The 12110-nt window shown below is 72.2% G+C and carries 10 protein-coding genes; 7 read left to right on the forward strand and 3 right to left on the reverse strand.

Annotated elements, in window-relative coordinates; genetic code table 11:
• Positions 1-12: 12 nt before the first annotated feature.
• The gene (thrS, locus tag ABD981_RS32425; RefSeq protein ID WP_046907514.1) at positions 13-1989 is read left to right on the forward strand and encodes a threonine--tRNA ligase; all 1977 of its coding nucleotides are present in this window, start codon (positions 13-15) and stop codon (positions 1987-1989) included.
• A 16-nt stretch (positions 1990-2005) separates the two neighbouring features.
• Here the strand turns inward: thrS and ABD981_RS32430 are convergent, their stop codons facing one another.
• Complete coding sequence (locus ABD981_RS32430; protein ID WP_123954415.1) at positions 2006-2692, reverse strand: potassium channel family protein; 687 nt, start codon at positions 2690-2692, stop codon at positions 2006-2008.
• A 65-nt stretch (positions 2693-2757) separates the two neighbouring features.
• On the opposite strand from ABD981_RS32430, the gene ABD981_RS32435 reads away from it, so the two are divergent.
• Positions 2758-3321, forward strand: a complete 564-nt coding sequence (locus tag ABD981_RS32435; protein ID WP_046907512.1) for an HIT family protein — start codon at positions 2758-2760, stop codon at positions 3319-3321.
• Between the two features lie 36 nt (positions 3322-3357).
• On the opposite strand, the gene ABD981_RS32440 is transcribed toward ABD981_RS32435, so the two are convergent.
• Together ABD981_RS32440 and ABD981_RS32445 are read right to left on the reverse strand one after the other, a co-directional pair.
• A complete protein-coding gene (locus ABD981_RS32440) occupies positions 3358-5016 on the reverse strand; it encodes a hypothetical protein (RefSeq protein ID WP_046907511.1) in 1659 nt (552 codons plus the stop codon).
• 205 nt (positions 5017-5221) lie between these two features.
• Entirely contained in the window at positions 5222-7429 is a 2208-nt protein-coding gene (locus ABD981_RS32445) for an elongation factor G-like protein EF-G2 (RefSeq protein ID WP_046907510.1), read from the reverse strand.
• Between the two features lie 367 nt (positions 7430-7796).
• On the opposite strand from ABD981_RS32445, the gene pgsA reads away from it, so the two are divergent.
• From pgsA to ABD981_RS32470, 5 genes are all read left to right on the forward strand, one after another.
• Positions 7797-8456 carry a phosphatidylinositol phosphate synthase gene (gene pgsA, locus ABD981_RS32450; RefSeq protein WP_046907509.1) on the forward strand — a complete coding sequence of 220 codons (660 nt, stop codon included), beginning with the start codon at positions 7797-7799 and terminating at the stop codon, positions 8454-8456.
• On the forward strand, positions 8453-9376 hold the full coding sequence (locus ABD981_RS32455) for a phosphatidylinositol mannoside acyltransferase (RefSeq protein ID WP_046907508.1): 924 nt from the start codon (positions 8453-8455) through the stop codon (positions 9374-9376). The genes pgsA and ABD981_RS32455 overlap by 4 nt, the downstream gene beginning before the upstream one ends.
• Positions 9373-10536, forward strand: coding sequence for a glycosyltransferase family 4 protein (locus ABD981_RS32460; RefSeq protein ID WP_046907507.1), 1164 nt, complete (start codon positions 9373-9375; stop codon positions 10534-10536). The genes ABD981_RS32455 and ABD981_RS32460 overlap by 4 nt, the downstream gene beginning before the upstream one ends.
• Positions 10537-10854: 318 nt before the next feature.
• Positions 10855-11478, forward strand: coding sequence for an MBL fold metallo-hydrolase (locus tag ABD981_RS32465; protein ID WP_046907506.1), 624 nt, complete (start codon positions 10855-10857; stop codon positions 11476-11478).
• An 11-nt stretch (positions 11479-11489) separates the two neighbouring features.
• Positions 11490-12032 (forward strand): hypothetical protein, encoded by a 543-nt coding sequence (locus ABD981_RS32470; protein ID WP_046907505.1) that lies wholly within the window; start codon positions 11490-11492, stop codon positions 12030-12032.
• Positions 12033-12110 lie beyond the last annotated feature (78 nt).

Here is a 12110-nt window from a genome sequence, read left to right on the forward strand (position 1 = left end):
TATGGAGTAACCGTGTCCGAAGTCCGTGTGACCGTCCAGTCCGCCTCGGGATCTGAGGAGAGGGCGGTGAGCGCGGGCACCACGGCCGGCGCCCTGTTCGCCGACGACCGCACCGTGATCGCCGCCCGTGTCGCGGGCGAGCTGAGGGACCTGTCCTACGAGCTCGCCGAGGGCGATGTCGTCGAGGGGGTGGAGATCTCCTCGCCGGACGGTCTCGACATCCTGCGCCACTCCACCGCGCACGTCATGGCCCAGGCCGTGCAGGAGCTCTTCCCCGAGGCCAAGCTGGGCATCGGCCCGCCGGTCCGGGACGGCTTCTACTACGACTTCGACGTCGAGAAGCCGTTCACCCCCGAGGATCTCAAGGCCATCGAGAAGAAGATGCAGGAGATCCAGAAGCGGGGCCAGCGCTTCTCCCGCCGCGTCGTCACCGACGAGGAGGCCCGCGAGGAGCTCGCGGCCGAGCCGTACAAGCTGGAGCTCATCGGCATCAAGGGCGCGGCCTCGACCGACGACGGCGCCAACGTCGAGGTCGGCGGCGGCGAGCTGTCGATCTACGACAACCTGGACGCCAAGACCGGCGAGCTGTGCTGGAAGGACCTCTGCCGCGGTCCGCACCTGCCCACCACCCGGAACATCCCGGCGTTCAAGCTCATGCGCAACGCCGCCGCCTACTGGCGCGGCAGCGAGAAGAACCCGATGCTCCAGCGCATCTACGGCACCGCGTGGCCGTCGAAGGACGAGCTGAAGGCCCACCTGGACTTCCTCGCCGAGGCCGAGAAGCGCGACCACCGCAAGCTGGGCAACGAGCTGGACCTCTTCTCCATCCCGGACGAGATCGGCTCCGGCCTCGCCGTCTTCCACCCCAAGGGCGGCATCATCCGCCGGGTCATGGAGGACTACTCGCGCAAGCGGCACGAGGAGGAGGGCTACGAGTTCGTCTACTCGCCGCACGCCACCAAGGGCAAGCTCTTCGAGAAGTCCGGCCACCTCGACTGGTACGCCGAGGGCATGTACCCGCCCATGCAGCTCGACGAGGGCGTGGACTACTACCTCAAGCCCATGAACTGCCCGATGCACAACCTGATCTTCGACGCGCGCGGGCGCTCCTACCGTGAGCTGCCGCTGCGCCTGTTCGAGTTCGGCACCGTGTACCGGTACGAGAAGTCCGGCGTCGTGCACGGCCTGACCCGGGCCCGCGGCTTCACCCAGGACGACGCGCACATCTACTGCACCCGCGAGCAGATGGCGGACGAGCTCGACAAGACCCTCACCTTCGTCCTCAACCTGCTCCGCGACTACGGTCTGACCGACTTCTACCTGGAGCTGTCGACCAAGGACCCGGAGAAGTACGTCGGCTCCGACGAGGTGTGGGAGGAGGCCACCTCGGTCCTCCAGCAGGTCGCCGAGAAGCAGGGCCTGCCGCTGACCCCCGACCCGGGCGGCGCCGCCTTCTACGGCCCGAAGATTTCGGTGCAGGCGCGGGACGCCATCGGCCGCACCTGGCAGATGTCGACCGTGCAGCTCGACTTCAACCTGCCCGAGCGCTTCGACCTGGAGTACACCTCCCCGGACGGCACCAAGCAGCGCCCGGTCATGATCCACCGTGCCCTGTTCGGTTCGATCGAGCGGTTCTTCGCGGTGCTCCTGGAGCACTACGCGGGCGCCTTCCCGGCCTGGCTGGCCCCGGTGCAGGCGACCGGCATCCCGATCGGCGACGCGCACATCCCGTACCTGCAGGAGTTCGCCGCCAAGGCGAAGAAGCAGGGCCTGCGGGTCGAGGTCGACGCCTCCGCGGACCGGATGCAGAAGAAGATCCGCAACGCGCAGAAGCAGAAGGTCCCGTTCATGATCATCGCGGGTGACGAGGACATGGCCAACGGCGCCGTCTCCTTCCGTTACCGCGACGGTTCGCAGGAGAACGGCATCCCCGTCGACGAGGCCATCGCCAAGATCGCCAAGATCGTCGAGGACCGCGTCCAGGTCTGAGGACGCTGAGGAACGGTCAGGAGGCCCCCGGGGAGTTCCCCGGGGGCCCCTTCTCGTCCTCCCGGGTGAAGGCCTGGATCAGCCAGGACGAGAAGGAACCCGTCACCGCGCCGAGCAGGGCCAGGCCGACCCCCATCATCCCCACCGCCGTGAGGCGCCCCATCGGGGTCACCGGGGTCACGTCCCCGTAGCCCACCGTCGCCAGCGTCGCGCACGCCCACCACACCGAGTCGCCGAAGGTGAGGATCGTCGCGCCCGGGGCGGTGTACTCGAAGTGGTAGACGGTCAGCGCCCCGGCGAAGCCGAGCAGCCCCGCCGTCATCCCCCCGTACGCCATGACCCGGGCGTAGAGCGAGAGCCGGGGCTTGTCGCGGCGGCGCTGCACCCGGTCGTAGACGCTCACCACCCGCAGCGGGCGCAGCAGCGGCAGGACCACCACCACCGTGTCGAGGAGGTGGTGGCGCACGAAGCGCAGCAGGCCGATCCCGCTCAGCCTGACCCGGACGACATAGTCCACGAGGAAGACCGCCCAGGCGGCGAACGTCAGGGCGAGACAGAGGTCCAGCAGCGCCGTCGGCAGGTGGTGCCCCAGGATCCGGACCGCGTAGCCGGCGAGGAAGACCAGGGCCATCACGGTCAGCGGCGTCTCCATGACGTTGTCCCAGCGCTCCTGCGCGGTCGGGACCGAGGGCCTGTCTCTCATCGGTTCAGCATGGCCCCTGCACGGATCTTCCGCCCCGGCGACACGATCCGAACGGGCGAAGCAATATGCTGCACAGCATGACGACTGAGCCGGAGCAGCAGATCGGAGTGGGGACGCAGGACGCGTTCCAGCGCCTGTGGACGCCTCACCGGATGGCCTACATCCAGGGCGAGAACAAGCCGACCGGGCCGGGCGCCGACGACGGCTGTCCCTTCTGCACGATCCCCTCGAAGTCGGACGAGGACGGTCTGGTGATCGCACGCGGCGGCAGCGTGTACGCGGTCCTCAACCTCTACCCGTACAACGGCGGCCACCTGATGGTCGTCCCGTACCGTCACGTCGCCGACTACACCGACCTCGACCCGGCCGAGACCGCCGAGCTCGCCGAGTTCACCAAGCGGGCGATGGTCGCGCTGCGCGCCGCCTCCGGTGCCCACGGCTTCAACATCGGGATGAACCAGGGCACGGTCGCCGGTGCCGGCATCGCCGCCCACCTGCACCAGCACGTCGTGCCCCGCTGGGGCGGGGACACCAACTTCATGCCGGTGGTCGGCCACACGAAGGTGCTGCCGCAGCTCCTCGCCGACACCCGGAAGATGCTGGCCGACGCCTGGCCGGCCGGCGTCTGAGCCCGCTCCCGGCCGGGCGCCCGCCCCGCGCGTCCGCTACGCGTCGTAGAGGTCGGCCTTCTTCGGGCCCGGGTCCTGGACGCCGCCGCTGAGGACCAGCGAGCGGTTGGTGAAGCGCTCCGTGTCCACGCCGTGATCGTCGAGCACCTTGATGGTCGCGGCGTGGACCGCCCGCAGGACGGGGGTCGCGGCGCGGATGGCGTCGTCGGCCATGAAGCGGTTCTTCCACGGCGGGCTCGCCCAGGGGTGCCGCAGACCGAAGGGCTCCGGCAGGACCAGCTTGCCGCCGAGGAAGTCGAGGACCGGCGGGAACCAGGTCAGCGGTGCGCGCACGGCCTGCCGCACCACCTCGTCCGTGTCCGTCAGCGGCAGCTTGATCTCCCGGGTCTCCCAGAACCTGACGGTCTTGGAGACCTCCTTCGTCTTCGCCTTCGGCTTGCTGGTGAACAGGCCGTGCACCGGGCCGAGCGCGTGGCCGGTGACCTCGACGCGCAGCGTGTGGTGCAGCGAGGTGACCGTCACCATCATCGTGAGCACGAGCTGGCCGTCCCAGAGCGTGAACTGGACGCCCAGGTAGTGCCGGTTGCCGCTGCCGAACTGCTGGTCGTTGCAGATGCGCTGTATCTCGTGCGGCTTCACCTGGAAGGCCACGATGTTCTCGCCCTCGGGGCGGCTCACCTCGTCGGCGCCCTCGCCGACCGGCGACACGACCCAGTGCTTGACCGTCGGTTTGGGGAAGCCCGTCTTCAGCGAACCGCGCTCCAGCAGCGTCAGCTGGGTGTGGATCTCGCGGACCACGTCCCAGGCGCGGAAGTCGTGGATCTCCTTGCCGTTCTTGGGGATCAGCTCCTCGGCGAGGGTCCAGCTGCCCCAGCGGGTGCCCATGCCCAGTATCCCCTTGGGGCCCGCGTAGAAGACGACGTTGGACTGCTGCTCGGCGGCGAGCTTCTCCAGGTTCTGCCGCAGCTCCTCGGCGGTCTTCTCGCCCGGGTCCTGCGGCACGGCCTCGGGGATCTTGGCGCCGATGCCGCCGCCGCTGAGCAGCGCGGTCCAGCGCTCGCGCAGGTCCTGCGCGGTGTTCTCGCAGATCCGGCGGGCCAGGTACCAGCCGGCCACCGGCGCCACCGCCATGGCGCGCAGATAGTTGGGCAGCACGCCGTCGAAGGGCAGCTTCAGCAGCACCAGGAACGCGACGATGCCGGCGGCGACCAGCAGGGCGGTGCCGACGGCACTGGTCCGCCGGTTGTCGGAGCCGGCCGCGACCCTGCGCAGCTGGATCACGCCCAGCCACAGCAGCGTGCCCGGCAGGAACAGCAGCCCGAAGACCAGCGTCACCAGGGTCAGCTTCACGTCGCGCTGCTTGCGGATGCCGGTGGCGGCCAGGCAGTGCTCCACCACGGGCTGGGGGTCGGCGCCGAAGGACTGGATCAGCGGCTTGCGGGCACCGCCCAGCATCCGCACCTGCACCGCGCGGGAGAAGGCCTCACCGAGGTCGGGGCGGAACAGCTTGTGCCACTTGCCCTCCTTGACCGTCGACTTGTGCCACTCGCTGTTGGCGTCCAGGATCGCCCCGACCGGGCTGTCGCGGTACGCGGCGGAGGCGAGGGCGTGGGTCGCCGCCGTCTGCGCGTCCGAGCCCTGCAGGGGAATCTGCGCCCCGATGCCGAAACTGCCGATCGTCACTGCCGCCCCCATCACCACGGTCCCTGTGCGGGCTGTTCCCAACTGCCGCGCCCCGCACACCTTCTGAGCTGGGCACCACAGCGTAACCGGGGGACGCCGGATGCGTCACCGGACCGGACGAAGGCGTCCGAATGCCGCCCGCCGGAGGGGAGTTGGGCGGGCGGCCCTCGGCATCACCCGGCCGACGGGCCGTCACCACCCGTCGGCGGGCCGTCGGTCACGAGGCCCTGCGCTCCTGTCCGCGCATCCGGTCCGCCAGCTGCGGCGGCATCGCCTCGTGCCGCGCGTAGGTGCGGTCGAAGCTGCCCGTGCCGTGCGAGACCGACCGCAGGTCGACCGCGTACCGCCCGATCTCGATCTCGGGCACCTCCGCCCGCACCAGCGTCCGCCCCGGCCCCGCCTGCTCGGTGCCGACCACCCGGCCGCGGCGCCCCGACAGATCGCTCATCACCGGGCCCACGTAGTCGTCCGGGACCAGCACCGCCACCTCCGCCACCGGCTCCAGGAGGTGGATCGGCACCTCGGCCGCCGCCTCCCGCAGCGCCAGCGCGCCCGCCGTCTGGAAGGCGGCGTCGGAGGAGTCCACCGAGTGCGCCTTGCCGTCCCGCAGGGTCACCCGGATGTCGACCAGCGGATAGCCGGCCGCGACCCCGCGGGCCGCCTGCGCCCGGATGCCCTTCTCCACCGAGGGGATGAAGTTGCGCGGCACGGCGCCGCCGACCACCTTGTCGACGAACTCGATGCCGCTGCCCGCCGGCAGCGGCTCCACGTCGATCTCGCAGATCGCGTACTGGCCGTGCCCGCCGGACTGCTTGACGTGCCGGCCGCGCCCCGCGGACGCGCCGCCGAAGGTCTCGCGCAGCGACACCTTGTGCGGGACCGTGTCGACCTGCACGCCGAACCGGCCGCGCAGCCGCTCCAGGGCCACGTCCGCGTGCGCCTCGCCCAGGCACCACAGGACGACCTGATGGGTGTCCTGGTTCTGTTCGAGCCGCATCGTCGGGTCCTCGGCCACCAGCCGGGCCAGCCCCTGCGACAGCCGGTCCTCGTCGGCCTTGCTGTGCGCCTCGATCGCCAGCGGCAGCAGCGGCTGGGGCATCGCCCACGGCTCCATCAGCAGCGGCGCGTCCTTCGCGGACAGCGTGTCGCCGGTCTCCGCGCGGGCCAGCTTGCCCACACAGGCCAGGTCGCCCGCCACGCACTGCGCCAGGGGCCGCTGCTGCTTGCCGAACGGGGAGCTCAGCGCCCCGACCCGCTCGTCGACGTCGTGGTCCTCGTGGCCGCGGTCGGTGAGCCCGTGCCCCGACACGTGCACGGTCTCGTCCGGGCGCAGGGTCCCCGAGAAGACCCGCACCAGTGAGATCCGGCCCACGTACGGGTCCGAGGAGGTCTTCACCACCTCGGCGACCAGCGGCCCCTCCGGGTCGCAGGCCAGCTCCGGGCGCGACGCGCCCTCCGGGCTGGTGACGGCGGGGGCCGCGCGCTCCAGCGGGGTGGGGAAGCCGCCGGTGATCAGCTCCAGGAGCTCGACCGTGCCCAGCCCCTGCTTCCCGCCGTCCGCCGCCGGGGCGGCGGCCAGCACCGGGTGGAAGCTGCCGCGCGCGACCGCCTTCTCCAGGTCCTCGACGAGCGTCCCGAGGTCGATCTCCTCGCCGCCGAGATAGCGGTCCATCAGGGTCTCGTCCTCGCTCTCGGCGATGATCCCCTCGATCAGCCGGGCACGGGCCTCCGCGATCAGCGGCCGCTGCGCCTCGTCGGGCGGGTCCTCCCGCCGCACCCCGGTCGAGTAGTCGAAGATCCGCTCCGTGAGCAGTCCCACGAGCCCCGTGGCCGGGGCGTGCCCGTCGGCGCCCTCCGCGCCGCGCACCGGCAGGTACAGGGGGAGTACGGCGTCGGGGTCGTCGCCGCCGAACAGTCCGGCGCACAGCTCGGTGAGCGGGGTGAAGTCGGTGCGCGCCGTGTCGAGGTGGGTCACCACGATCGCCCGGGGCATGCCGACGGCGGCGCACTCCTCCCACACCGCGCGGGTCGAGGCGGCGACGGCGTCGGCCTCCTGCGCCGCGGAGACGACGAAGAGGGCCGCGTCCGCCGCGCGCAGACCGGCCCTCAGCTCACCGACGAAGTCGGCGTATCCGGGGGTGTCGAGGAGATTGATCTTGTACCCGCCCCACTCCACCGGGACGAGGGAGAGCTGTACGGAACGCTGCTGGCGGTGCTCGATCTCGTCGTAGTCCGAGATCGTCCCGCCGTCCTCGACGCGCCCGGCCCGGTTGACCGCCCCCGCGGTCTGGGCCAGGGCCTCGACGAGGGTCGTCTTGCCCGATCCGCTGTGGCCGACCAGCACCACGTTCCGCACGGCCGAGGGCCGGTCGGCCGTTGGAGCCCTGCCGGCGGCCCCGGAGTGCGCGTTCGCCTTGTCGCCCATGATGTCTTCCTCCCGACTGCTCGTACGGTGAGGTGGGGCGCGGGCGCGGGGGAGTGGTGCGGCGTGTCGCTGCCGCGTACGGCTCCGGCGGTGCCCGCGGTCGTCCTTCGAGCTTTGCACCGACGTCACGGTGCGTCCATACGTCGTACCCGCGCGGGCGCTCCGCGGGCCGGACGCGGCCCGGCCGGGGCCCGGACGGGGGCCGGACGCGGCCTGGACGCGGTCTGGACGCGGCCTTCGGGCGACCCGGATGCGGCGGCACGGGCGCCGCGGGCGGGTGCCGACGCTCCCGCGGGGGCGCGCGTGGCTACGATGGGTGAGCCGGTGGTCGTAGGGGCCGCGCGGCCCACCGAACCTCGGGAAGGCCATGCTGAACAAGTACGCGCGTGCCTTTTTTACGCGTGTCCTCACACCGTTCGCCGCGTTTCTGCTCCGCCGGGGCGTCAGCCCCGACGCCGTCACGCTCATCGGCACCGCCGGGGTGGTGGCCGGCGCGCTGGTCTTCTTCCCCCGCGGGGAGTTCTTCTGGGGCACGATCGTCATCACGCTGTTCGTCTTCTCGGACCTCGTCGACGGCAACATGGCCCGCCAGGCCGGCATCTCCAGCCGCTGGGGCGCCTTCCTCGACTCCACCCTCGACCGGGTGGCCGACGGCGCGATCTTCGGCGGTTTCGCGCTCTACTACGCCGGCAAGGGCGACGACAACGTCCTGTGCGCGGTCGCGATCTTCTGCCTCGCCAGCGGCCAGGTCGTCTCGTACACCAAGGCCCGAGGCGAATCGATCGGCCTGCCGGTGGCCGTCAACGGCCTGATCGAGCGCGCCGAACGCCTGGTGATCTCGCTGGTCGCGGCCGGCCTCGCCGGACTCCACGCCTTCGGCGTGCCCGGCGTCCAGGTCCTGCTGCCGATCGCCCTGTGGATCGTGGCCGTCGGCTCGGCGGTCACCCTGGGGCAGCGGGTCGTGACGGTACGCAGGGAATCGGCGGAGGCGGACGCCGCCGCCAGGGGGAGCGAGGCCGCGTCGTGAGCGGGAACAGTCTCAAGGACACCGTCACCGACGGTCTGTACGGGCTCGGCTGGGCCACCGTGAAGAAGCTCCCCGAGCCGGTCGCCAAGGCCCTCGGCCGCAAGGTCGCCGACACCGCCTGGAAGCGGCGCGGCAAGAGCGTCCTGCGTCTGGAGTCCAACCTGGCGCGCGTCGTCCCCGACGCCTCCCCGGAGCGCCTGCGGGAGCTCTCCCAGGCCGGCATGCGCTCGTACATGCGCTACTGGATGGAGTCCTTCCGGCTGCCCACCTGGAGCAAGGAGCGCGCCGCCGCCAGCTTCGACCCCAAGGGCGTCCACCACCTCAAGGACGCCCTCGCCTCCGAGCACGGCGTCGTCCTCGCCCTGCCCCACATGGGCAACTGGGACCTGGCCGGCGTCTGGGTCACCCGCGCCCTCGGAGTGCCCTTCACCACCGTCGCCGAGCGGCTCAAGCCCGAATCGCTCTTCGACCGGTTCGTCGCCTACCGCGAGTCCCTGGGCATGGAGGTGCTGCCGCACACCGGCGGCTCCGCCTTCGGGACCCTGGCGCGGCGGCTGCGGGCCGGCGGGCTCGTCTGCCTCGTCGCCGACCGCGACCTGTCCTCCTCCGGCGTCGAGGTCTCCTTCTTCGGCGAACCGGCCCGGATGCCCGCGGGGCCCGCGATCCTCGCCCAGCAGACCGGGGCGCTGCTGCTGCCCGTGACCCTCTGGTACGACGACAGCGACGTCATGCGCGGACAGATCCACCCGCCCCTCGAGGTGCCCGAGTCAGGCACCCGCGCCGAAAAGACGTCCTCCATGACACAGGCCCTCGCCGACGTCTTCGCCGGGGGCATCGCGGACCACCCGGAGGACTGGCACATGCTGCAGCGACTGTGGCTCGCTGACCTGGAGGAGCGGCGGGAGGACGGGACGGCGTGAGGATCGGCATCGTCTGCCCGTACTCCTGGGACGTGCCGGGCGGCGTCCAGTTCCACATCCGCGACCTCGCCGAGCACCTCATCCGGCTCGGCCACCACGTCTCCGTCCTCGCACCCGCCGACGACGAGACCCCGCTGCCGCCGTACGTCGTCTCCGCCGGCCGCGCGGTCCCCGTGCCGTACAACGGCTCCGTCGCGCGGCTCAACTTCGGCTTCCTCTCGGCGGCCCGGGTGCGGCGCTGGCTGCACGACGGCACCTTCGACGTCGTCCACATCCACGAGCCCACCTCGCCCTCGCTCGGGCTGCTCACCTGCTGGGCGGCGCAGGGGCCGATCGTGGCCACCTTCCACACCTCCAACCCGCGCTCCCGCGCCATGATCGCCGCGTACCCGATCCTCCAGCCCGCCCTGGAGAAGATCAGCGCGCGCATCGCGGTCAGCGAGTACGCCCGGCGCACGCTCGTCGAGCACCTCGGCGGCGACGCCGTCGTCATCCCCAACGGGGTCGACGTCGACTTCTTCGCCCGCGCCGAGCCCAAGAAGGAGTGGCAGGGCGGCACGCTCGGCTTCATCGGGCGCATCGACGAGCCCCGCAAGGGACTCCCCGTGCTGATGCGGGCCCTGCCCAAGATCCTCGCCGAGCGGCCCGACACGCGGCTCCTCGTCGCCGGGCGCGGCGACGAGGAGGAGGCCGTGGCCTCGCTGCCCCGCGAGATGCGGTCCCGGGTCGAGTTCCTGGGCATGGTCAGCGACGAGGACAAGGCGCGGCTGCTGCGCAGCGTGGACGTCTACGTGGCGCCCAACACCGGCGGCGAGAGCTTCGGCATCATCCTCGTCGAGGCGCTCTCCGCGGGCGCGCCCGTCCTCGCCGCGGACCTCGACGCCTTCGCGCAGGTCCTCGACCAGGGCGCGGCGGGCCAGCTCTTCGCCAACGAGGACGCCGACGACCTCGCCGACCAGGCGATCCGGCTCCTCGGCGACGAGGCCCGGCGGGAGGAGCTGCGTGAGCGCGGCTCCGCGCACGTGCGGCGGTTCGACTGGTCGACGGTGGGCGCGGACATCCTGGCCGTCTACGAGACGGTGACGGACGGCGCGGCCTCGGTCGCCACGGACGAGCGGGCCGCGGGCGGCGGGGGGCTGCGGGCTCGGCTGGGGTTGTAGGAGGCGGCGGGTGCCCCGCCCGCTCGTCGTGGGCCCTGCGTCCCGTTGTGGGCATTCGTCCCGCCGGGGCCGGGGGAGGGTGGGTGCGACGGGACGGCGCCTCCTGCGGGTGCCTCCGCTGCCTTTCGTGCGGTGCCCACGACGGCGGTGCGTGGACCCGACGGCGCCCGGTACCTCCGCGTGGGGGGTGTCCGGACTGCGACCTTCACTTCGCTCCGCTCGTTACGGGCGCCGCCACGTCCGGACACCCCCCACGCTCCGGCACCGGGCGCCTCCCCGCCGTTGTCGGCCGCCCCGCCGTCGTGGCAGCGTGGGGCGATGATCTCTGTGGAGACGCTCGACCTCGGATACTTCGTCCGGCCTGCGGAGGAGTGGGGCGGTGATCACGACCGGGAGGAGCCCGTGCTGGCCTATGTGGTGCGGTATCCCGGTGGCAGTCTGCTGTTCGACAGCGGGCTCGGGGAAGGGTCGCCCGAGACCGACGCCCACTACCGGCCCGTGCGGCGGGCCCTGGACGTCGACGTCGATCTCGTCGTCAACTGCCACCTGCACTTCGACCACATCGGCGGCAACCGGGCGCTGGGCCGCCCCGTCCTGGTGCAGCGGAAGGAGCTCGCCGCGGCGCGGGCCGGCGGGTACACGATCGACCCGCTGCTGGACGGCGTGCGGTACGAGGAGATCGACGGGGAGCGCGAGCTCGCCGAGGGGGTCCGGGTCGTGCCCACGCCCGGGCACACCGACGGGCACCAGTCGCTCGTGCTCGACCACGGGGACCGGGTGACGGTGCTCGCGGGGCAGGCGTACGACTTCGCGGGGGAGTTCGGGAGGCCGTACCGGCCCTGGCTGGAGCGGCTCGGGGAGCTCGCCGGAGGGCGGCCGGCGCGTGTCCTGTTCGCCCATGACCGGGAGGTTTGGGAAGGGGTGCTGCCGCCGCCCCGGTAGCCTGTGCGCCCGTGACCGAAACCCTGATCTGGACCGTCGCCGCGCTCATCCTCATCGGCGTCTACCTCAGCTGGACCGCCGGCCGGCTCGACCGGCTGCACACCCGCATCGACGCGGCACGGGCCGCGCTCGACGCGCAGTTGCTCCGGCGGGCCTCGGTCGCCCAGGAGCTCGCCACCTCGGGCGTGCTCGATCCCGCCGCCTCGATCGTGCTCTACGAGGCGGCGCACGCGGCCCGGCAGGCCGAGGAGGACCACCGGGAGGTCGCCGAGAGCGAGCTCAGCCAGGCGCTCCGGGCCGTCTTCGGGGAGACCGAGCAGGTCGAGCTGGTCCGCGAGGCGCCCGGCGGCGAGGAGGCCGCGGGGGAGCTGGCCGCGGCCGTGCGCCGGGTGCCGATGGCGCGCCGCTTCCACAACGACGCGGTGCGGGCCGCGCGGGCGCTGCGACGCCATCGCAAGGTGCGCTGGTTCCGCCTCGCCGGCCACGCTCCGTTCCCGCTCGCCTTCGAAATGGATGACGAGCCGCCCGTAGCCCTTGCGGATCGCCCTGCCTGAGGCCTGTGGCCTTCGTAAGCTGCGAAAACGATCCACCGGGTACACATTGGCCCTTGCTGTGGCCCCCTGGTGGCCGGT

This window comes from Streptomyces showdoensis (assembly GCF_039535475.1).
Classification (GTDB): Bacteria; Actinomycetota; Actinomycetes; order Streptomycetales; family Streptomycetaceae; genus Streptomyces; species Streptomyces showdoensis.